This is a genomic window from Streptomyces sp. NPDC058457 (genome assembly GCF_042720695.1).
Lineage (GTDB): Bacteria > Actinomycetota > Actinomycetes > Streptomycetales > Streptomycetaceae > Streptomyces.
Window position 1 is genome coordinate 45,260 of record NZ_JBHXLU010000004.1, and the last position, 21,518, is coordinate 66,777.

At 70.2% G+C, this 21,518-nt stretch carries 20 protein-coding genes and 1 pseudogene; 12 read left to right on the forward strand and 9 right to left on the reverse strand.

Annotated elements, in window-relative coordinates; translation table 11 throughout:
• Positions 1–28 precede the first annotated feature (28 nt).
• From acs to ACFWPS_RS05155, 5 genes and pseudogenes are all read left to right on the forward strand, one after another.
• The gene (gene acs / locus ACFWPS_RS05135; RefSeq protein ID WP_383701121.1) at positions 29–1,987 is read left to right on the forward strand and encodes an acetate--CoA ligase; all 1,959 of its coding nucleotides are present in this window, start codon (positions 29–31) and stop codon (positions 1,985–1,987) included.
• Between the two features lie 203 nt (positions 1,988–2,190).
• Positions 2,191–3,642: pseudogene (gene nhaA / locus ACFWPS_RS05140) on the forward strand (Na+/H+ antiporter NhaA).
• Between the two features lie 109 nt (positions 3,643–3,751).
• A complete protein-coding gene (locus tag ACFWPS_RS05145) occupies positions 3,752–4,237 on the forward strand; it encodes a phage holin family protein (RefSeq protein WP_383701479.1) in 486 nt (161 codons plus the stop codon).
• A complete protein-coding gene (locus tag ACFWPS_RS05150) occupies positions 4,234–5,154 on the forward strand; it encodes an alpha/beta fold hydrolase (protein WP_383701124.1) in 921 nt (306 codons plus the stop codon). Before ACFWPS_RS05145 ends, ACFWPS_RS05150 begins: the two co-directional genes overlap by 4 nt.
• A 127-nt stretch (positions 5,155–5,281) precedes the next feature.
• A complete protein-coding gene (locus ACFWPS_RS05155; RefSeq protein ID WP_089099987.1) occupies positions 5,282–5,461 on the forward strand; it encodes a hypothetical protein in 180 nt (59 codons plus the stop codon).
• Between the two features lie 44 nt (positions 5,462–5,505).
• Here ACFWPS_RS05155 and ACFWPS_RS05160 read toward each other — a convergent pair whose 3' ends face one another.
• From ACFWPS_RS05160 to nth, 3 genes are all read right to left on the reverse strand, one after another.
• Positions 5,506–6,705, reverse strand: a complete 1,200-nt coding sequence (locus tag ACFWPS_RS05160) for a MarP family serine protease (protein ID WP_383701126.1) — start codon at positions 6,703–6,705, stop codon at positions 5,506–5,508.
• Between the two features lie 119 nt (positions 6,706–6,824).
• Positions 6,825–7,442, reverse strand: coding sequence for an NUDIX hydrolase (locus tag ACFWPS_RS05165; RefSeq protein WP_383701482.1), 618 nt, complete (start codon positions 7,440–7,442; stop codon positions 6,825–6,827).
• Between the two features lie 187 nt (positions 7,443–7,629).
• Positions 7,630–8,673, reverse strand: coding sequence for an endonuclease III (gene nth / locus ACFWPS_RS05170; protein WP_383701128.1), 1,044 nt, complete (start codon positions 8,671–8,673; stop codon positions 7,630–7,632).
• A gap of 333 nt (positions 8,674–9,006) precedes the next feature.
• On the opposite strand from nth, the gene ACFWPS_RS05175 reads away from it, so the two are divergent.
• Together ACFWPS_RS05175 and ACFWPS_RS05180 are read left to right on the forward strand one after the other, a co-directional pair.
• Positions 9,007–9,681 carry a Crp/Fnr family transcriptional regulator gene (locus tag ACFWPS_RS05175; protein ID WP_018547939.1) on the forward strand — a complete coding sequence of 225 codons (675 nt, stop codon included), beginning with the start codon at positions 9,007–9,009 and terminating at the stop codon, positions 9,679–9,681.
• A 94-nt stretch (positions 9,682–9,775) separates the two neighbouring features.
• Positions 9,776–10,606 (forward strand): nucleotidyltransferase, encoded by an 831-nt coding sequence (locus ACFWPS_RS05180; protein WP_383701130.1) that lies wholly within the window; start codon positions 9,776–9,778, stop codon positions 10,604–10,606.
• Here ACFWPS_RS05180 and ACFWPS_RS05185 read toward each other — a convergent pair.
• The 4 genes from ACFWPS_RS05185 to ACFWPS_RS05200 form a co-directional block, all read right to left on the reverse strand.
• Complete coding sequence (locus tag ACFWPS_RS05185) at positions 10,603–11,445, reverse strand: MBL fold metallo-hydrolase (RefSeq protein ID WP_383701132.1); 843 nt, start codon at positions 11,443–11,445, stop codon at positions 10,603–10,605. The genes ACFWPS_RS05180 and ACFWPS_RS05185 overlap by 4 nt on opposite strands.
• Before the next feature lie 2 nt (positions 11,446–11,447).
• Positions 11,448–12,323 carry an NUDIX hydrolase gene (locus ACFWPS_RS05190; protein WP_383701134.1) on the reverse strand — a complete coding sequence of 292 codons (876 nt, stop codon included), beginning with the start codon at positions 12,321–12,323 and terminating at the stop codon, positions 11,448–11,450.
• 115 nt (positions 12,324–12,438) lie between these two features.
• Positions 12,439–12,903, reverse strand: coding sequence for a RidA family protein (locus ACFWPS_RS05195; RefSeq protein ID WP_383701136.1), 465 nt, complete (start codon positions 12,901–12,903; stop codon positions 12,439–12,441).
• Complete coding sequence (locus ACFWPS_RS05200; protein WP_019992579.1) at positions 12,903–13,061, reverse strand: DUF4177 domain-containing protein; 159 nt, start codon at positions 13,059–13,061, stop codon at positions 12,903–12,905. The genes ACFWPS_RS05195 and ACFWPS_RS05200 overlap by 1 nt, the downstream gene beginning before the upstream one ends.
• 107 nt (positions 13,062–13,168) lie before the next feature.
• Here ACFWPS_RS05200 and ACFWPS_RS05205 point away from each other — a divergent pair, with 107 nt between their 5' ends.
• Both ACFWPS_RS05205 and ACFWPS_RS05210 read left to right on the forward strand, forming a co-directional pair.
• The gene (locus ACFWPS_RS05205) at positions 13,169–14,146 is read left to right on the forward strand and encodes an ArsA family ATPase (RefSeq protein ID WP_383701138.1); all 978 of its coding nucleotides are present in this window, start codon (positions 13,169–13,171) and stop codon (positions 14,144–14,146) included.
• Positions 14,143–15,654 carry an ArsA family ATPase gene (locus tag ACFWPS_RS05210; protein WP_383701140.1) on the forward strand — a complete coding sequence of 504 codons (1,512 nt, stop codon included), beginning with the start codon at positions 14,143–14,145 and terminating at the stop codon, positions 15,652–15,654. Before ACFWPS_RS05205 ends, ACFWPS_RS05210 begins: the two co-directional genes overlap by 4 nt.
• A gap of 41 nt (positions 15,655–15,695) precedes the next feature.
• On the opposite strand, the gene wblA is transcribed toward ACFWPS_RS05210, so the two are convergent.
• Positions 15,696–16,034, reverse strand: coding sequence for a transcriptional regulator WblA (gene wblA, locus ACFWPS_RS05215; RefSeq protein ID WP_067046754.1), 339 nt, complete (start codon positions 16,032–16,034; stop codon positions 15,696–15,698).
• 547 nt (positions 16,035–16,581) lie between these two features.
• On the opposite strand from wblA, the gene ACFWPS_RS05220 reads away from it, so the two are divergent.
• Positions 16,582–18,861: a transglycosylase domain-containing protein gene (locus ACFWPS_RS05220; protein ID WP_383701142.1), complete on the forward strand. Its 2,280-nt coding sequence runs from the start codon at positions 16,582–16,584 to the stop codon at positions 18,859–18,861.
• A 166-nt stretch (positions 18,862–19,027) separates the two neighbouring features.
• On the opposite strand, the gene ACFWPS_RS05225 is transcribed toward ACFWPS_RS05220, so the two are convergent.
• A complete protein-coding gene (locus tag ACFWPS_RS05225; RefSeq protein ID WP_383701144.1) occupies positions 19,028–19,495 on the reverse strand; it encodes a GatB/YqeY domain-containing protein in 468 nt (155 codons plus the stop codon).
• A gap of 103 nt (positions 19,496–19,598) precedes the next feature.
• On the opposite strand from ACFWPS_RS05225, the gene ACFWPS_RS05230 reads away from it, so the two are divergent.
• Positions 19,599–20,525, forward strand: a complete 927-nt coding sequence (locus tag ACFWPS_RS05230) for a metallophosphoesterase (protein WP_383701146.1) — start codon at positions 19,599–19,601, stop codon at positions 20,523–20,525.
• A gap of 182 nt (positions 20,526–20,707) precedes the next feature.
• Complete coding sequence (locus ACFWPS_RS05235; RefSeq protein WP_383701148.1) at positions 20,708–21,472, forward strand: Pr6Pr family membrane protein; 765 nt, start codon at positions 20,708–20,710, stop codon at positions 21,470–21,472.
• Positions 21,473–21,518: the final 46 nt, after the last annotated feature.

The following is a 21,518-nucleotide window of genomic DNA, read 5'->3' on the forward strand; positions in this document are numbered from 1 at the left end:
AACGGACACCCTTCGAAAGGGAGATGTCGTGAGCAACGAAAGCCTGGCCAACCTCTTGAGGGAGGAGCGACGCTTCGCGCCGCCTGCTGACCTGGCCGAGAACGCCAATGTCACGGCCGAGGCGTACGAGCAGGCCAAGGCTGACAGGCTCGGCTTCTGGGCCGCGCAGGCCCGCCGGCTGACCTGGGCCAAGGAGCCGACCGAGACACTGGACTGGTCGAACCCGCCGTTCGCCAAGTGGTTCAAGGACGGCGCGCTCAACGTCGCGTACAACTGCGTGGACCGGCATGTGGAGGCCGGGCACGGCGACCGGGTCGCCATCCACTTCGAGGGCGAGCCCGGCGACAGCCGTGCGATCACCTACGCCGAGCTGAAGGACGAGGTCTCCAAGGCGGCCAACGCCCTGCTGGAGCTGGGTGTTCAGAAAGGCGACCGGGTCGCGGTCTACATGCCGATGATCCCGGAGACGGCGGTCGCGATGCTCGCCTGCGCCCGGATCGGCGCCGCGCACTCCGTGGTCTTCGGCGGTTTCTCGGCGGACGCGCTGGCCACCCGTATCCAGGACGCGGACGCCAAGGTCGTCATCACCTCCGACGGCGGTTACCGGCGCGGCAAGCCGTCCGCGCTCAAGCCGGCCGTGGACGAGGCGATCGGCAAGGTGGACAACGTCGAGCACGTACTGGTCGTGCGGCGCACCGGGCAGGAAGTGGCCTGGGACGACTCGCGGGACGTGTGGTGGCACGAGATCGTCGAGCGGCAGCCGGCCGAGCACACACCGGAGGCCTTCGACGCCGAGCACCCGCTGTTCATCCTCTACACGTCCGGCACGACGGGGAAGCCGAAGGGCATCCTGCACACCTCGGGCGGCTACCTCACCCAGGCGTCGTACACGCACTGGGCGGTGTTCGACCTCAAGCCGGAGACGGACGTGTACTGGTGCACGGCCGACGTCGGCTGGGTAACCGGCCACTCGTACATCGCGTACGGGCCGCTGGCCAACGGCGCGACGCAGGTGATGTACGAGGGCACCCCGGACACCCCGCACCAGGGCCGGTTCTGGGAGATCGTGCAGAAGTACGGGGTGACGATCCTGTACACGGCGCCGACGGCGATCCGCACGTTCATGAAGTGGGGCGACGACATCCCCGCGAAGTTCGACCTGAGCAGCCTGCGGGTGCTGGGTTCGGTGGGCGAGCCCATCAACCCCGAGGCCTGGATCTGGTACCGCAAGCACATCGGTGCCGACAAGACGCCGATCGTGGACACCTGGTGGCAGACCGAGACCGGCGCGATGATGATCTCGCCGCTGCCGGGCGTCACCGTGACCAAGCCCGGTTCCGCGCAGACCCCGCTGCCCGGCATCTCGGCGACGGTCGTCGACGACGAGGCCAACGAGGTGCCCGACGGCGGTGGCGGCTACCTGGTGCTGACCGAGCCGTGGCCGTCGATGCTGCGCACGATCTGGGGCGACGACCAGCGGTTCCTGGACACGTACTGGTCGCGGTTCGAGGGCAAGTACTTCGCCGGTGACGGCGCGAAGAAGGACGACGACGGCGACATCTGGCTGCTCGGCCGGGTGGACGACGTCATGCTCGTCTCCGGGCACAACATCTCGACCACCGAGGTGGAGTCGGCGCTGGTGTCCCACCCGTCGGTCGCCGAGGCGGCCGTGGTCGGTGCGGCGGACGAGACGACCGGACAGGCGATCGTCGCCTTCGTGATCCTGCGGGGTACGGCGAACGCGGAGGACGAGGGGCTGGTCAACGACCTGCGCAACCACGTGGGCACCACGCTCGGTCCGATCGCCAAGCCGAAGCGGGTCCTGCCGGTGGCCGAGCTGCCGAAGACCCGCTCCGGCAAGATCATGCGCCGGCTGCTGCGCGACGTCGCCGAGAACCGGCAGCTCGGTGACGTGACGACGCTGACCGACTCGACGGTCATGGACCTCATCCAGGCGAAGCTCCCGGCGGCGCCCAGCGAGGACTGACCCCGACCGGCAGCACGGCCACGAAGGGCTCGAAGGGCGCCCGGCGCGAAACGCGCCGGGCGCCCTTTTTGCACCTACCGTGAGACTCACCTGGCAACTCCCATCACATCTTAGGTAAACTAAGCAAAGTAACGTGACCCCAAGGTGTGCCGGGAAGTCTGGTCGGCAAGTAGCCCTGCCCTGCCCACCGACCGGAGGTCCCCGTGTCCGCGCCCCGCACCGCCCCCGTCCGGAAGGTCCTCGGCCGGCTCTCGCTGCCCGAGCGGACCATCGTGGCGGACGCGCTGCGGACCGAGACCGTCGGCGGTGTGCTCCTCCTCGTCGCCGCGATAGCCGCACTGGTCTGGGCGAACATCCCCGCGCTCCACCACAGCTACGAGAGCGTCGCCGACTTCCACTTCGGCCCCGGTGCCCTCGGCCTGGACCTCTCCGTCGCCCACTGGGCCGCCGACGGCCTGCTCGCGGTCTTCTTCTTCGTCGCCGGCATCGAGCTCAAGCGCGAACTGGTCGCCGGCGACCTGCGGGACCCGAAGGCAGCCGTCCTCCCGGTGGTCGCCGCGCTGTGCGGGATGGCCGTACCGGCGCTCGTCTACACCCTCACCAACCTCACCGGCGGCGGCTCCACGCAGGGCTGGGCGGTGCCCACGGCCACCGACATCGCCTTCGCGCTGGCCGTGCTGGCGGTGATCGGCACCTCGCTGCCGGGCGCCCTGCGCGCCTTCCTGCTCACCCTCGCGGTCGTCGACGACCTGATCGCGATCCTGATCATCGCGGTCTTCTTCACCGACCGGATCGACTTCGCCGCGCTCGGCGGCGCGGTCCTCGGCCTCGCGGTCTTCTGGCTGCTGCTGCGCAGAGGCGTGCGCGGCTGGTACGTGTACGTGCCGCTCGCCGTCGTGATCTGGGCGCTGATGTACAACAGCGGCGTGCACGCGACCATCGCCGGTGTCGCCATGGGCCTGATGCTGCGCTGCACCACCCGTGAGGGTGAGGAGCACTCCCCCGGCGAACACGTCGAGCATCTGGTGCGGCCGGTGTCCGCGGGGCTGGCCGTGCCCCTGTTCGCGCTCTTCAGCGCCGGTGTGACGGTGTCCGGAGGGGCGCTCGGCGACGTCTTCACCAAGCCGGAGACGCTCGGGGTCGTCCTCGGCCTGGTCGTCGGCAAGGCGGCCGGGATCTTCGGCGGGACCTGGCTGACCGCCCGCTTCACCCGGGCCTCGCTCAGCGAGGACCTCGAATGGGCCGACGTCTTCGCGGTGGCCACGCTCGCCGGCATCGGCTTCACCGTGTCGCTGCTCATCGGCGAACTCGCCTTCGCCGGCGACGCCGTACTCACGGACGAGGTCAAGGCCGCCGTCCTCACCGGCTCGCTCATCGCGGCCCTGTGCGCCACCGTGCTGCTGAAGATACGCAACACCCGCTACCGCAGGCTGGTCGCGGCCGAGGAGCGGGACGACGACCTCGACGGCATCCCGGACGTCTACGAGGAGGACAACCCCGCGTACCACCTGCGGATGGCGGAGATCTACGAGCGGAAGGCCGCCGAACACCGCAGGATCGCCGCGGAGAAGGCCGCCCCCTAGGGGGCCGGCAGGCGGGACGCGCCCGCCGAAGTACCGGGCGGGGCAGGCGAGCAGGGCGGCCGTCCGGCATGATCTGACGAGACGGTACAAAAAAGGCCGGCACAAAAGGACCGGTGCCAGAAGACCGGTGCCAGAAGACCGGCACGCAAAGACGATGACGAAGACGCAGAGGGAGACCGCGATGAGCGCACCCGACGGCAGCCCGGTCGGTGCCGAACGCAGCATCGGCCAGCTGTTCGCCTCGGCCACGACCGAGATGTCGGCACTGGTGCACGACGAGATCGCGCTGGCCAAGGCCCAGCTGAAGCAGGACGTCAAGCGGGGCGCGGCGAGCGGCGGCGCGTTCTCGGTGGCGGGTGTGCTGCTGCTGTTCTCCCTGCCGATGCTCAACTTCGCGCTGGCGTACGGGATTCGGACCTGGAGCCACTGGAATCTCGCGATCTGCTTCCTGCTCTCCTTCGCGGCGAACGTCCTGGTGGCCGTCGCCCTCGCGCTGATCGGCGTGGTGTTCGCGAAGAAGGCGAAGAAGAGCAAGGGTCCGCAGAAGGTGGCCGCTTCGGTGAAGGAGACGGCGGGCGTGCTCCAGAACGCCAAGCCGCATCCGCGCCCGGAGCTCCCCCGGGACGAGGTGCCGGCCATCGAGGCTGTGGCACGCTCGACGTCATGACGGATCCCGCTCCCTCGGCCGTACGGCCGGAGGGCCCCTGGACACACCGTGACGTCGCCGCGAACGGCGCCCGCTTCCACATCGCCGAGCTCGGCGACGGACCGCTGGTCATGCTGGTGCACGGCTTCCCGCAGTTCTGGTGGACCTGGCGGCACCAGCTGGTCGCGCTCGCCGACGCGGGCTTCCGGGCCGTCGCCATGGACCTGCGCGGTGTCGGCGGCAGCGACCGCACCCCGCGCGGCTACGACCCGGCGAACCTCGCACTCGACATCACCGGCGTGATCCGCTCCCTGGGCGAGCCGGACGCCGCGCTGGTCGGCCACGACCTGGGCGGCTACCTGGCGTGGACGGCGGCCGCGATGCGCCCCAAGCTGGTACGACGGCTCGCGGTGGTGTCCATGCCGCACCCGCGGCGCTGGCGCTCGGCGATGCTCCGGGACCGCCGGCAGACCGCCGCCGCCTCCTACATCCTGGGCTTCCAACGGCCCTGGATCCCGGAGCGGCAGCTCACCGCCGACGACGGCGCGCTGGTCGGCCGCCTGATCCGGGACTGGTCCGGGCCGCGGCTGCCGGACGACGAGGCGGTGGAGACGTACCAGCGGGCCATGTGCATCCCTTCCACCGCACACTGCTCGATCGAGCCGTACCGCTGGCTGGTGCGCTCGCTGGCGCGCCCGGACGGCATCCAGTTCAACCGCAGGATGAAGCGCCCGGTGCGCGTCCCGACGCTCCATCTGCACGGCTCCCTGGACCCGGTGACCCGCACCCGCAGCGCGGCCGGCTCCGGCGAGTACGTCGAAGCGCCGTACCGCTGGCGGCTGTTCGACGGGCTCGGGCACTTCCCTCATGAGGAGGACCCGGTCGCGTTCTCCGCCGAACTCGTCAACTGGCTGAAAGACCCCGAACCCGATCGGTGACCGCGCCGATGCGCCCGGTATCCGGACCTGCACAGCTGTTCTACGAACGGCCACATGCCCGGCGCATAGGCCGATTCAGGGGCGCGCGGGAGGTTATCGACCTTGGGGCAGGGGCAGACGTCGGGGTATGGGCTGGACGCACGACTACAGTGACGCACCCCGCAACCGCCGTACGACAGGCGGCCTGAACTCCCACCGAGGAGGTGCTCCGCAGCCGCCGGGCACGGACCTCAGGGTGGGGATTCCGCGCATCCTGCGCCGTCGGGCCCGCTGGGTCTCGGTACGTCTGCGCCACACCCGCGGCTGACGGCTCACACGGCCCCGCGGGCCCCGAAGACCTCTGGAGGGGCTCTACAGGGCGCAGCTGTCGGTGCCCACCTGCTGGCTCGCGGTACGGCCCCGGGCGATGTCCGCCTGGATCTCGTCGGCCGTGAGGGCGTACCCGGTGTCGGCGTCGTCCAGTGACTTCGCGAAGACGACCCCGTACACCCTGCCCTTGGGCGTGAGCAGCGGGCCTCCGGAGTTGCCCTGGCGGACGGTCGCGTACAGCGAGTAGACGTCACGGCGGACGGTGCCGCGGTGGTAGATGTCCGGGCCGTTGGCCGTGATCCGGCCGCGCACCCGGGCGGGCCGGACGTCGTACGAGCCGTTCTCCGGGAACCCGGCGACGATCGCGCCGTCGGTCGTGTCGGCGTCCGTGGCGGAGAACTTCAGGGCCTTGGCCCGCAGGTCCGGCACGTCCAGTACGGCGATGTCGCGCTGCCAGTCGTAGAGGACGACCTTGGCGTCGTATTTACGGCCCTCGCCGCCGATCTGGACGGTGGGCTCGTCGACGCCGCCGACCACGTGGGCGTTGGTCATGACGCGACGGTCGGCGAAGACGAACCCGGTGCCCTCAAGGATCTTGCCGCAGCTCTGCGCGGTGCCCGTCACCTTGACGATGGACTGCTTGGCGGTGGTGGCCACCGCGCTGTTCGCGAGGGCCGGGTCGGGCGGCGAGACGTCGGTGATCGGCTCGTTGGCGAACGGGCTGAAGACCTGCGGGAAGCCGTTCTGCGCGAGGACCGCGGAGAAGTCCGCGAACCAGGTGTCGGCCTGGTTGGGCAGCGCTCTGGACACCCCGAGCAGCACCTTGGAGTTGCGCACCTCCTTGCCGAGCGTCGGCAGGGTGGTGCCCGCGAGGGCGGAGCCGATCAGCCAGGCGACCAGCAGCATCGCCAGCACGTTGACCAGCGCGCCGCCGGTGGCGTCCAGGGCGCGGGCCGGGGACCAGGTGATGTACCGGCGCAGCTTGTTGCCCAGGTGGGTGGTCAGGGCCTGGCCGACGGAGGCGCAGACGATGACGACGACCACGGCGACGACCGCGGCGGTGGTGCCCACTTCGGCGTTGTCGGTCACCGCGTCCCAGATCACCGGCAGGACGTAGACGGCGACGAGTCCGCCGCCCAGGAAGCCGATCACCGACAGGATGCCGACGACGAACCCCTGGCGGTAGCCGACGATCGCGAACCACACGGCGGCGACCAGCAACAGGATGTCCAGCACGTTCACCGAGTCAAGCCTCGCCTCGTCGCTTCGCGGTCTCTACAGGTCGGCCGGGGGTCCGGCCCGCCGCGCAGCGGCAATCGGACACGGCGTCCCCCGGATGACACAGCACGGTGGACACCCTGTCATGACCGCCAGTCGAGCGGGACCAGCTTCTCGCGGTCCCAGGAGCGCTCCCATCCCGCGTAGTGCAGCAGTCGGTCGATCACCCCGGCCGTGAACCCCCACACCAGGGTCGATTCGACCAGGAATGCCGGACCTCGGTGGCCGCTGGGGTGCACGGCGGTGGCCCGGTTGGCCGGGTTCGTGAGATCCGCCACGGGAACGGTGAAGACCCGCGCCGTCTCGTTCGGATCCACCACCCCCACCGGGCTCGGCTCGCGCCACCAGCCCAGCACCGGGGTGACCACGAACTTGCTCACCGGGATGTACAGCCTGGGCAGCACCCCGAACAGCTGGACGCCGGCCGGATCCAGCCCGGTCTCCTCCTCGGCCTCGCGAAGAGCGGCCCGCAGCGGCCCGTCGGCCTTCGGGTCGCCGTCCTCGGGGTCGAGGGCGCCGCCGGGGAAGGAGGGCTGCCCGGCGTGCGAGCGCAGCGAGCCGGCCCGCTCCATCAGCAGCAGCTCCGGCCCCTGCTCTCCCTCCCCGAACAGGATCAGCACGGCCGACTGCCGCCCCGCGCCGTTCTCCGGCGGCAGGAAGCGGCTCAGCTGGAGCGGCTGGACCGTCTCGGCGGCCCGCATCACCGGGTCCAGCCACTCCGGCAGGCCCTCCTTGCCGAGCGACACGCCCGCGCGCGCACCGCCGGTCTGCTCCTTGCTGCTGTGTGTCACGGCATCCCCCGTCCTGCCCTGCTCCCCCGTCCTGCCCGTTCCAACGCCCGAAGTCTCCTTGATCGTTCCGTTCTCCGTCCCTGAGAAGACCCCTGGGTCATGTTCCTGATACGCCGCCCAGCGGCGGCGCCGGGCGGCCGCCCGCGTCCAGATACGCCTGCGGCGGATTGAGCCGCTGGCCGGGGAAGCCGCCCTTCTCGTACTTGAGCAGCTTCCTCGCCTTCTCCGGGTCGGTCTCGCCCTCGCCGTAGGCCGGGCAGAGCGGGGCGATGGGGCAGACGCCGCAGGCGGGCTTGCGGGCGTGGCACATCCGGCGGCCGTGCCAGATCACGTGGTGCGAGAGGTCGGTCCAGTCGCTCTTGGGGAACAGCCCGCCGACGGCCGCCTCGATCTTGTCGGGGTCGGTCTCCGCGGTCCACCGCCAGCGGCGGACCAGGCGCTGGAAGTGCGTGTCCACGGTGATGCCGGGACGTCCGAAGGCATTGCCGAGCACGACGAACGCGGTCTTGCGGCCGACGCCGGGCAGCTTGACGAGGTCTTCGAGCCGGCCGGGGACCTCGCCGCCGAACTCCTCCACCAGCCCCTTGGAGAGCCCTATCACCGACTTGGTCTTGGCCCGGAAGAACCCGCACGGCCGCAGGATCTCCTCGACCTCCTCCGGGTTGGCCACGGCCAGGTCCTCGGGGGTGGGGTACTTCGCGAACAGCGTCGGGGTGGTCTGGTTGACGCGCAGGTCGGTGGTCTGCGCGGACAGCACCGTGGCGACCAGGAGCTGGAAGGGGTTCTCGAAGTCCAGCTCGGGGTGGGCGTACGGGTACACCTCGGCGAGCTCGCGGTTGATCCGGCGGGCCCGGCGGACCAGCGAGGTCTGCGACTCGGGCTTCCCGGCCGGCTGCGGCTTCGCGGCGGCCTTCTCGACCGCGGCTGTCTTGGACGCGACACGCCTGGCCGCGGTCTTCGCCTGCGCCGCCTTCACCGCCGCTGCCGTCTTCTTCGCCGCTGCCGTCTTCTTCGCCGTCGCCGTCTTCTTCGCCGTCGCCGTCTTCTTCGCCGTCGCCGTCTTCTTCGCCGTCGCCTTCTTCTTCGTCGTCGCCTTCTTCGCCGCTGTCTTCTCCACCGCCGCCTTCTTCGCGGCTTTCACTGCTTTTGTCACCTTTTTCGGCTCACCGGAGACGGCATCGGACCCATGTTCGCCCACAGCGGAATCACCTCGTACAACCACCCGCCCAGCCCCCTTGGCCTGTGCTCTCACCGGCGATTTGGACACCCGGCCAGCCTAAAGCCCGGCACCGACATCCGCCCCAGGCCCGGAAGATCAGCCCCCGATTGGACCCCTGCCGCTTACCTCGGCACACCTGTGCGGCATCCTTGTGACAGATCACACTGTTTGGACCGTCCGGCAAAATGGGGAGCACGGTCCCCTGGTACCAAGGGGGAGCAAGATCCCCTGAGCAGGTCGACAAGGAGAGAACTCGTGGACGACGTTCTGCGGCGCAACCCGCTTTTCGCGGCGCTCGATGACGAGCAGTCCGCGGAGCTGCGTGCCTCCATGAGTGAGGTGACCCTCGCGCGTGGCGACTCCCTGTTCCACGAGGGCGACCCGGGCGACCGGCTCTACGTCGTCACCGAGGGCAAGGTCAAGCTCCACCGCACCTCCCCCGACGGCCGCGAGAACATGCTCGCCGTGGTCGGCCCCGGCGAGCTGATCGGCGAGCTGTCGCTGTTCGACCCGGGCCCGCGCACGGCGACCGCCACCGCGCTGACCGAGGTCAAGCTGCTGGGCCTCGGCCACGGCGACCTCCAGCCCTGGCTGAACGCGCGCCCCGAGGTGGCCACCGCCCTGCTGCGCGCGGTCGCCCGCCGACTGCGCAAGACCAACGACGCCATGTCCGACCTGGTCTTCTCCGACGTGCCGGGCCGGGTCGCGCGCGCCCTGCTGGACCTCTCCCGCCGCTTCGGCGTGCAGTCCGAGGAAGGCATCCACGTCGTCCACGACCTCACGCAGGAGGAGCTGGCCCAGCTGGTCGGCGCGTCCCGCGAGACCGTGAACAAGGCCCTCGCGGACTTCGCCCAGCGTGGCTGGCTGCGCCTGGAGGCGCGGGCCGTGATCCTGCTGGACGTCGAGCGGCTGGCGAAGCGGTCCCGGTAGGCACCGGTTTCCGGGGGCTGCCGCCCCCGGATCCCCGCATCATTCGCCTCCGACCTCGCCCTCAATCGCCGGACGGGCTGGTATTTGGTTCCCCATGCCTGAAACAGTCGCGTCCCGGGGCCTCGACCCCCTGGGCTTCATCGAGCGCGAGGGCTCGCACGCGCGCGTGCCGCGCGCTTTCCGCCCTGTGGTCGCCACCGCCCGCGACCGGCTCCTGGACACCTTCGGGGCGTGCTTGGACAGCGCCTACCTCTACGGTTCGATCCCGCGCGGCACCGCGCGCGTGGGGCGCAGCGACCTGGATCTGGTGGCCGTCCTCGGCAAGGAGCCGACCGGCGCCGACCGGGACGCGGCCCGTGCCCTCGGGGAGGCCGTCGACAAGGAGTTCCCGGAGATCGACGGGGTCGGGACCCTGCTGTACTCCCGCGGGCGGGTGCTCAGCGAGCTGGAGCGGTACGACATCGGCTGGTTCGTGGCCTGCCAGTGCACCCCGCTGCTCGGCGAGGACCTCGCCGAGTTCCTGCCCCGCTACCGACCCGACTCCCTGCTCGCCCGCGAGACCAACGGCGACCTGGCTCACCGGCTGCCGCGCTGGCGGGACCGGATCGCGGCCGCGGACGACACCGAGGAGGCCCTGCGCCCCCTGGTGCGCTTCATGTCACGGCATCTAGTCCGCACCGGCTTCACCCTCGTCATGCCCCGCTGGAACGGCTGGACGAGCGATCTGCGGGAGATGGCCGAGGCGTTCGCCGGCTACTACCCGGAGCGTGCCGAACAGCTGCGCCGCGCGGCCGTGTCCGGGTACGAGCCGGTCGGCGACCTCGCCGTACTGCGGTCGTACGTGGACGACCTCGGCCCGTGGCTCGCCGACGAGTACGCGCGCGTGCACGGCGTGAAGGCGCCCCGGCCGGAGGGCTGGGACTAGATCTCCGACTGGATCAGCCCGTGCTCGGTCAGGTAGTCCAGCTGGGCCCGGACGGACAGTTCCGCGGCCGGCCACAGGGAGCGGTCCACGTCGGCGTAGACGTGGGCGACGACCTCGGCGGGGGCGCGGTGGCCGTTCTCGACGGCCGTCTCTACCTGGGCCAGCCGGTGGGCGCGGTGGGCCAGGTAGAACTCGACGGCCCCCTGGGCGTCCTCCAGGACGGGTCCGTGGCCCGGCAGGACGGTGTGGACCCCGTCGTCGACCGTCAGCGAGCGCAGCCGCCGCAGCGAGTCCAGGTAGTCGCCCAACCGGCCGTCCGGGTGCGCCACGACCGTCGTACCGCGCCCCAGGACGGTGTCGCCGGTCAGGACCGCGCGGTCGGCCGGGAGATGGAAGCACAGCGAGTCGGAGGTGTGGCCCGGGGTCGGTACGACCCGCAGCTCCAGCCCGCCGGTCGTGATCACGTCGCCGGCGGCCAGGCCCTCGTCGCCGAGGCGCAGCGCCGGATCAAGGGCACGCACGCGCGTGCCGGTCAGTTCCGCGAAGCGTACGGCGCCCTCCGCGTGGTCGGGGTGGCCGTGGGTCAGGAGGGTGAGCGCGATCCGTCTGCCGGCCTTCTCGGCCGTGTCGACGACGTTCTTGAGGTGGCCGTCGTCCAGCGGGCCCGGATCGATCACCACGGCCAGGTCGGAGTCGGGCTCGGCGACGATCCAGGTGTTGGTGCCGTCCAGGGTCATCGCGGAGGCGTTGGGCGCCAGCACGTTGACGGCCCGCGCGGTGGCAGGACCCGAGAGGGCTCCGCCGCGCGGCTGGCCGGGCAGGGCTGCTGCGTCCGTCATGGTCAGGCTCCACCGCTCGTCAGGTCGGTCGGTATGTGCTTGGTGAACTCGTCGTGGCCCGGCCAGGTCAGGACGATCTCACCGTCCTCCAGGCGGGCGCGGGCCAGCACCGGCGTCATGTCCCGCGCGGGCGCCGCCGCGAGCGTCTCGGCAGCCGTGGTGTACGGCAGGAGCTGGCGCAGGGTGGCGATGGTGGGCGGCATCATCAGCAGCTCGCCCTTGTCGTAGCCGGCGGCCGCCTCCGCCGGGCCGATCCACACCGTGCGGTCGGCCTCCGTGGAGGCGTTGCGGGTGCGCTGGCCCTCCGGGAGGGCGGCGACGAAGAACCAGGTGTCGTAGCGGCGGCTCTCGAACTCCGGGGTGATCCAGCGCGTCCAGGCGCCCAGCAGGTCCGAGCGCAGGACCAGGCCACGCCGGTCCAGGAACTGGGCGAAGGACAGGTCACGGGCGACCAGGGCCGCGCGGTCGGCCTCCCAGTCGTCCCCGGTGGTGTCCCCGACCACGGCGTCCGCGGCGGGCCCGGCGAGCAGGACGCCCGCCTCCTCGTACGTCTCCCGCACGGCCGCGCAGACGATCGCCTGGGCGCCCGCCTCGTCGACGCCCAGCCGCTCGGCCCACCACGCGCGCGTGGGGCCCGCCCAGCGGACCTGGTGGTCGTCGTCGCGCGGGTCGACACCGCCGCCCGGATACGCGTACGCGCCTCCGGCGAAGGCCATGGAGGCGCGTCTGCGCAGCATGTGGACGACGGGACCGTCCGGGGTGTCCTTCAGGAGCAGCACGGTGGCCGCGCGCTTCGGGGCCACCGGCACGAGGGTGCCCTCCGCGTGTGCGCGGATGCGGTCCGGCCACTCGGGGGGATACCACTGTCCATCGGCCATTACCGGAGGCTATCCCGTGGGGAGCGAATGTTCGAGAGGGGCTCTGGCAGGCTACCGCTCCTGCCTGGAGGGCTACCGCTCCCCCTTGGAGGGCTACCGCTCCCGCTTCGGTGGGCTACGGCTCCAGCTCGACCTGGACCTCGACCTCGACCGGAGCGTCCAGCGGCAGCACCGCGACGCCCACCGCGCTGCGCGCGTGCACGCCCTTGTCGCCGAGAACCTCTCCGAGCAGCTCGCTGGCGCCGTTGATCACACCCGGCTGGCCGGTGAAGTCGGTCGCGGAGGCGACGAAGCCGACGACCTTCACCACCCGCACGACGCGGTCCAGGTCACCGGCGACGGACTTCACGGCGGCCAGGGCGTTCAGCGCGCAGGTGCGGGCCAGCTCCTTGGCCTCCTCCGCGGTGACCTCGGCACCGACCTTGCCGGTGACCGGAAGCTTGCCGTCCACCATCGGCAGCTGGCCGGAGGTGTAGACGTACACACCCGACCGGACGGCCGGCTGGTAGGCGGCGAGCGGCGGGACGACCGCCGGCAGCGCGAGACCGAGTTCGGCCAGTTTGGCCTCGACGGCGCTCATTACGGCTTCTCCCGCTTCAGGTAGGCCACGAGCTGCTCGGGGTTGTTGGGCCCGGGCACGACCTGGACGAGCTCCCAGCCGTCCTCGCCCCAGGTGTCCAGAATCTGCTTCGTGGCATGGACGAGCAGCGGCACGGTTGCGTATTCCCACTTGGTCATGTGGCCGACTGTATCCGCTGTGACGCACGGGACACGTGGCCCACCGCACGCACGGTTATCCACAGCCTCCCGCGTGAGTGTCCGGCCGACTGGTTAGTCTCGAAGACGTGAGCAGGCTCCAGGTCGTCAGCGGCAAGGGCGGGACCGGAAAGACGACGGTCGCCGCCGCACTCGCGCTGGCCCTCGCGACCCAGGGGAAGCGGACGCTTCTCGTGGAGGTCGAGGGTCGGCAGGGCATCGCCCAGCTCTTCGAGACGGAGGCGTTGCCCTACGAGGAGCGGAAGATCGCCGTAGCGCCGGGCGGCGGTGAGGTCTACGCCCTCGCCATCGATCCCGAACTGGCCCTTCTGGACTACCTCCAGATGTTCTACAAGCTCGGCGGGGCGGGCCGGGCCCTGAAGAAGCTCGGCGCGATCGACTTCGCCACCACCGTCGCGCCGGGCCTCAGGGACGTCCTCCTGACCGGCAAGGCGTGCGAGGCGGTGCGCAGGAAGGACAAGGCCGGGCGGTTCATCTACGACTACGTCGTCATGGACGCCCCGCCGACCGGCCGCGTCACCCGCTTCCTGAACGTCAACGACGAGGTGGCCGGCCTCGCCAAGATCGGCCCGATACACAACCAGGCGCAGGCCGTGATGCGGGTGCTGAAGTCCAAGGAGACGGCCGTGCACCTGGTCACGCTCCTGGAGGAGATGCCGGTCCAGGAGACCGCCGACGGCATCGCCGAACTGCGGTCCGCGCGGCTGCCGGTGGGCCGGGTCATCGTGAACATGGTCCGGCCGGAGGTGTTGGACGCCGCCGACCTGGAACTCGTACGGACCGTGCCGCGCACCGCCGTGGCGCAGGCGCTGTCGGCGGCCGGGCTCGGCGGGGCGCGGCGCGGCGGGAAGGCCGAGCAGCTGGTGGACCCGCTGCTCACGCAGGCCTCCGAGTACGCCGAGCGGTACGCGCTGGAGCACGAGCAGCGCGCGGTCCTCGCCGAGCTGGACCTGGAGCGGCACGAACTGCCGCTGCTCGCCGAGGGGATGGACCTGGCGGGCCTGTACGAACTCGCCACCGAGCTGCGGGAACAGGGGATGTCATGACTCCGGATCCGGATCCGGCCCAGGAACCGGCGCAGGACGGCGCACGCCGGCTGGCCCACGCGCCCGCGCTCGACGTCGATTCGCTGCTCGACGACCCGAACACCCGGATCGTGGTGTGCTGCGGCTCGGGCGGCGTCGGGAAGACCACCACCGCGGCGGCCCTGGGCCTGCGGGCGGCGGAACGCGGCCGCAAGGTGGTGGTGCTGACCATCGACCCGGCCAAGCGGCTGGCGCAGTCCATGGGCATCGACTCGCTGGACAACGTGCCGCGGAAGGTGAAGGGCACCGAGGACCGGGGAGCGGCGTCGCGCGGCGGCTCGGCCGCGGGTGACGGTGAGCGCAGGGCGGGCGGCGAGCACAGGGCGGGCGGCGAGCGCAGGGCGGGCGGCGAGCGCAGGGCGGGCGGCGAACTGCACGCCATGATGCTCGACATGAAGCGCACCTTCGACGAGGTCGTGGAGGCGCACGCGGACGCCGAGCGGGCGGCCGCCATCCTGGCCAACCCGTTCTACCAGTCGCTCTCGGCGGGCTTCGCGGGCACGCAGGAGTACATGGCGATGGAGAAGCTGGGCCAGCTGCGGGCCCGGGACGAGTGGGACCTGATCGTGGTGGACACCCCGCCCTCCCGCTCCGCCCTGGACTTTCTCGATGCGCCGAAGCGCCTTGGCTCCTTCCTGGACGGCCGCCTGATCCGCCTCCTGACGGCACCGGCGAAGCTCGGCGGCCGGGCCGGCATGGCCTTCCTGAACGTCGGCATGTCGATGATGACCGGCACACTCGGCAAGCTGCTCGGCGGGCAGTTGCTGAAGGACGTACAGACGTTCGTGGCCGCGATGGACACGACGTTCGGCGGGTTCCGCACGCGCGCGGACGCGACGTACAAGCTGCTTCAGGCGCCCGGTACGGCGTTCCTGGTGGTGGCGGCTCCGGAGCGGGACGCGCTGCGGGAGGCCGCGTACTTCGTGGAGCGGCTGGCCGCGGAGGACATGCCGCTGGTCGGTCTGGTCCTCAACAGGGTCCACGGCAGCGGCGCCGACCGGTTGTCGGCCGAGCGTGCGCTCGCCGCCGCGGAAAATCTTGAGGCCTCGGAGAATCCTGAAGCCGCGGAAAATCTTGAAGAGCCCCGCATTGTCGATCAGGGTGGCGGGAAAGCTGGACTTCGTAACTCTCCCGACACGTACGGCAGTTCTGAATCACCCGCGCCCGTGCCGTCCGCGTCCCGGCCCGACGAATCCCCCTCGTCAGGGCCTGAGGACATGACTGACGAATCCCCCTCGTCAGAGGCCCCGGACCGCACCGTCGACCAGTTCACCGCAGGTCTGCTGAGGCTGCACGCCGAACGTATGCAGCTGCTCTCCCGCGAGCAGCGCACACGTGACCGCTTCACCGCGCGCCACCCCGAAGTGGCCGTGGTCGAAGTGGCCGCGCTGCCCGGCGATGTGCACGACCTCGCGGGACTGCGGGACATCGGCGACCGGCTCGCGGCCAGCCGGCCGGAGCTGCCGTAGCGATACCCGGTTCAGCTCACCGCTGCGTGGATCCTCGCCGCTCAGCTCACCGCTGCGTAGTGCTCGTACACCTCGTCGCTGTCGAGGGGGACGATCCCGGTCCCCCGCTCGTACTCCGAGCGAGCTGTCTCCAGGAGCCTGCGCCAGGAGGTCACGGTGGGCCGCCTGCGCAGCAGTGCGCGGCGCTCCCGCTCCGTCATGCCTCCCCACACGCCGAACTCGACGCGATTGTCCAGCGCATCGGCCAGGCATTCAGTGCGTACCGGACATCCGGTGCACACCGCCTTGGCCCTGTTCTGCGCTGCTCCTTGAACGAACAGTTCATCCGGATCGGTAGTGCGGCAGGCAGCCTGCGCACTCCAGTCGGTTACCCAGCCCATACCGGCGCCGTCCTCTCCCGAATCGAGGCTCCCCCACGGCGGCAGCGGCATATTCACCGCCGCCAGTTGAGGACGTTACGGAAGGCGGGCACAGCGCAACACCCCCTTCGGGCCCAATCTTGAATGGCCCGAACGGACTATGGGTAAGCGGCAGATCACCCGCGGGAGTGAGCTGACGACATGCGTGATCATCACGGCAAACCGGGACAGCTGCGGCGCGTCACAACGGACGCCAGGTGACACACGAGGCGGATTCGGACACGCGACCAACACATCACCCGAAAAAAGTGGGCGGGTTCCGGAACGATTCGGGGTCGCCGGACGTATTGATACGTGGCCGCACTGCTGTGACAGTTGAGAGCAGCTTAGGCCAAGGCCTGTACGTGTGTCCGGCGAATGGCAAGGTAGACCGTTCATGTCGTCGTGCCGTGCGCCGAGTCATGACGGCCCCATGCGCCTGGTCCCGTATGTCACGATCCGGCACTCGAACATCCCGAGAGACACCCGCTCCCCCGGAACGCTCAGCACTACGGATTAGGCTGCCCCCATGCCAAAGAAGCGCTCGGGCGGTGGGCTGTCGACCACGCAGCAGGCCGCCAAGTTCCTCGGTGTCAGTGTGCTCGCGGGAGCCGTGATGGCGGGCATCGCGCTGCCCGCGGCCGGGGCCCTGGGCCTCGCGGCCAAAGGTTCGGTACAGGGCTTCGACGAGATCCCGGCCAACCTGAAGAGCCCGCAGCTCAGCCAGCGCACCACGATCCTCGACAGCAAGGGCAACCAGATCGCCCAGGTCTACTCCCGTGACCGCACGGTGGTGGACCTCAAGGACATCTCGCCCTACATGCAGAAGGCGATCGTCGCGATCGAGGACTCGCGCTACTACCAGCACGGCGCCATCGACCTGAAGGGCGTGCTGCGCGCGCTGAACAAGAACGCGCAGAGCGGCGGGGTCTCCCAGGGCGCGTCCACGCTCACCCAGCAGCTGGTGAAGAACTACTTCATCGAGGAGGCCGGCGACGACCCGACCAAGGTCGCCGAGGCCACCCAGCAGACCCTCGGCCGCAAGGTCAAGGAGCTGAAGTACGCGATCCAGCTGGAGGAGAAGCTCGGCAAGAAGAAGATCCTCGAGAACTACCTGAACATCACCTTCTTCGGCGAGCAGGCCTACGGCATCGAGGCCGCCTCCCAGCGCTACTTCTCCAAGCACGCCAAGGACCTGAACCTCCAGCAGTCGGCCCTGCTGGCCGGCATCGTCCAGTCACCGAGCCGCTACGACCCGGTCAACGACGAGGCCGAGGCGACCAAGCGACGCAACGTCGTGCTGGAGCGCATGGCCCAACTGGGCGACATCTCCCAGGCGGAGGCCGACAAGGCCAAGGAGACCCCGCTCGGGCTGCATGTCACCCAGCCGAAGAACGGCTGCATCACCGCCGTCAAGGGTGCCGGGTTCTTCTGCAAGTACGTCGAGAACGTCTTCCTCACCGACCCGACGTTCGGCAAGACCAGCGCGGAGCGCGCCAAGCTCTGGAACCAGGGCGGCCTGACCATCCGTACGACGCTGGACCCGCAGGCCCAGGACTCGGTGCAGAGCTCGATCAAGGACCACGTCTACAAGTCCGACTCGGTCGCGGCCGCCGCCACCCTGGTCGAGCCCGGCACGGGCAAGATCCTGGGGATGGGCCAGTCGAAGCCGTACGGCTACAACAAGAACGAGACCGAGTACAACTTCTCGGTCGACCGGGACTACGGCGGCTCCAACTACGGCTTCCCGACGGGTTCGACGTTCAAGCCGTTCGTGGCCGCGGCCGCCATCGAGGGCGGCAAGTCGGCGACGCAGGAGTACTCGTCGCCGTACAAGATGAACTACCCGAGCCCCGTCCAGCAGTGCAACGGCAAGCAGTGGGTCAACACGGACGGCGAGCAGGTCCAGAACGAGAACGAGTCCGAGGTCGGGCCGTACCAGATGAAGAAGGCGATGGCCAAGTCCATCAACACCTACTTCGTCCAGCTGATCTCCGACATCGGCCTGTGCCCGGTGGTCAAGATGACCGACTCGCTGAACGTCCACCAGGGCGACGGCTCGAAGCTTCCGGAGACCCCGTCCATCGCCCTCGGCGCGATCGGCCTCTCCCCGCTGACCATGGCGAGCGCGTACGCCGCCTTCGCCGACCGCGGCATGTACTGCACGCCGGTCGCCATCGAGTCGATCACCCAGAAGGTCGGCAACGAGCAGAAGTCACTCGCCGTCCCGAAGTCGACCTGCTCGCGCGCGATGAGCGAGAAGACCGCCGACACGATCAACACCCTGCTGCGCGGCGTGATCGACTCCGGTACCGGTCAGCAGGCCGGCCTGGACGACCGGGAGAGCGCCGGCAAGACGGGTACGACGGACTCCCGCAAGAACGCCTGGTTCGTCGGCTACACGCCCAACCTCGCGGGTGCGGTCTGGGTCGGCAGCGCCAAGCAGAACATCGAGATGACCAACATCACCATCGGTGGCGTCTACCACTCCGAGGTCTACGGCGCCGACACCCCGGGCCCCATCTGGAAGGACGCCATGACGGGCGCCCTGGAGGGCAAGCCGTCCGAGTCCTTCAACCTCGTCGACATCCCGGACGAGAACGACCACGACAAGGGCAACGGGAACGGAAACGGCAACAGCAACGGGGGCGACAACACCGGCGGCCTGATCGGCGGTCTCGTCGGCGGCACGACGGACGGATCGACGGACGGCGGCACCACCCCGACCCCGACCTTCTCCCTCCCCGACGGCTTCATCCAGGGGAACACAAACAGCGGCAACAACGGGAACGGCGGGAACCGGGGCTGATCTCCCGGTCCTCCGGGTCCTCCGGGTCCTCCGGGATCTTCCGTTACGACGGTGGGGCCGCACCTCTTCTCCAGAAGTGCGGCCCCACCGTCGTACTGCCTGCTCTGCTCTGCCTTGCTCTCAGCCCTCTCAGGGCTGTCAGGGCTGTCAGGCCTGTCAGGGCTGGTCAGCCCTGGAGCCGCTTCTTCACCGCGGCGGCGACGCGGCCGCCCTCGGCCAGGCCGGCCACCTTCGGGTTCACGATCTTCATCACGGCGCCGATGGCCCGCGGCCCCTCGGCGCCCGCCGCCTTCGCCTCCGCGACGGCCTGGGTGACTACCGCGTCCAGCTCCTCGTCGCTGAGCTGCTTCGGCAGGTACTCGGCGAGGACCCCGCCCTCCGCCTTCTCCCGCTCGGCGCTCTCGGCACGGCCGCCCTGCGCGAAGGCCTCGGCCGCCTCCCGGCGCTTCTTCGCCTCCTTGGCGATCACCTTGAGCACCTCGTCGTCGGAGAGCTCGCGCTTCTGCTTGCCCGCGACCTCTTCGTTGGTGATCGCAGCGAGCGTCATCCTGAGCGTGGCCGAGCGGAGCTCGTCGCGTCCCTTGATCGCGGCGTTGAGGTCGTCCTGCAGCTTCGACTTGAGCGTGGTGGTCATGGCACCGATTGTCGCAGGTGCCACGGGCCCAACGCCCGCCGATTTACCCGCTTCACGTACCGCCCGGTCTCTGAGCGCTCGCTCGGTCTGACACGATGGCTGTATGCGCGCTCGATACGGAGTACCCCTGGGAATCGCGGCGTTCGGCACCGCGGGTGTGTTGTACGCGGCCGGCTTCGAGGTCCGTTCCTTCCGCCTGCGCCGGGTGACCGTCCCGGTCCTCCCGCCGGGGATGCGCCCGCTGCGGGTGCTCCAGGTCTCCGACATCCACATGGTCGGCGGTCAGCGCAAGAAGCAACGGTGGCTGCAGTCGCTGGCGGGCCTGCGCCCGGACTTCGTGATCAACACGGGCGACAACCTGTCCGACCCGGAAGCCATCCCGGAGGTACTGGACGCGCTGGGCCCGCTGATGGAGTTCCCGGGCGCGTACGTCTTCGGCTCCAACGACTACTACGGCCCCACGCCCCGCAACCCCGCCCGCTACCTGCTGGAGAAGGTGAGCGGCAAGCACGGCCTGAACGGCAACCCGCCGGTCGTCGGCGCGATCCACATCGACTGGGAGAACCTGCGGGACGGCTTCGACGGGGCGGGCTGGCTGAACCTCACGAACACGAGGGGCACCCTGAAGATCGAGGGTGTCTCGGTGGAGCTGACGGGACTGGACGACCCGCACATCAAGCGCGACCGCTATCCGCAGGTGGCGGGCGGCCCGTCCGGTACGGCGGACTTCTCGATGGGCGTGGTGCATGCCCCGTACCTGCGCGTTCTGGACTCCTTCACGGCGGACAACTACCCCCTGGTCCTGGCCGGCCACACGCACGGCGGCCAGCTCTGCGTCCCGTTCTACGGCGCCCTGGTCACCAACTGCGACCTGGACGCGGACCGCGTGAAGGGCCTGTCCACGCACACGGCGGAGGGCCGTACGTCCTATCTCCACGTCTCGGCGGGCTGCGGCACGAACCGCTACACCCCGGTCCGCTTCGCTTGCCCACCGGAGGCGACGCTGCTGACGCTGGTGGGGCGGGAGTAGGAGTACCCCGGCCGGGCCGACCCGACCCAGCAGACCCGACCCAGCAGGCCCGCCCCGGAAGGTCCGACCCGGAAAGCCCGGCGCGGAAAGCCCGGCGCGGGACAACCGGGAAGAACCGCGGGATAACCCATCCGGCGTAGACCAACGCGCTAGAAATGCCCTTTTCTCCCTACTTTGAGGGCATGACGACGACTCCTCCGATACCCAGGGACATACCCGACCTCCCCGCGGTCCCGGGCACCCCCGTACTGATGCCCGGATACGTGCCGGCGACGGCGGTGGTCGCCCCCGTCCGCCGCCCCGTGACCGCGGTGTTCCGCCTCGCGACGGCCGCGCTGGCATCGGCGGGCGTTGCCCTGGAGCTGCTGCTGGGCAGCCCGGACCGGATCATGAGCTACTTCGGAGTCCAGGCGGCGGTGCTCCTGACCCTGGTCAGTCTCGCCTCGGCCCGCCGAGCCTGGCAGGCGGCCCGCCCCCTGCCCTCGTCCCTGACCGGCGCGGCACTTCTCTACGCCGTGATCTCGGCCTTGGTCTACCACCTGCTTCTGGGCCACACCACGCCCCCGTTCTCGATGACGGGCACGACACATCTCCCGGTGGCCTGGCACGGCCAGTGGCTGGCTCTGCAGCTCCTCTACACGGCGGCCCCCGCGGCAGCGCTCCTGGACTGGCTCGTCCTCACGCCCCCGGCCCGCCTCCACCTCCGCCAGACGCCGGCGTGGATGCTGTACCCCCTGGCCTACCTGACCTTCACCCTCATCCGGGCGGAGCTGGTCGTTCCCGGCACGCCGGGCCGCTACCTCTATCCCTTCCTGGACGCCGAGCAGCACAGTTACCGCGCCACCCTCGCCAACGCCCTCCTCCTGGGCCTCTCCTTCTACGCCTTGGCGGTCCTCCTGGTAGCCCTGGACCACACCCGCCCGAACCCGGTCGGACGCCGCCCCTAAACCGGATTTCGTCTCCAGCCACCAGTGGGCTAAAGTAAACGACGTC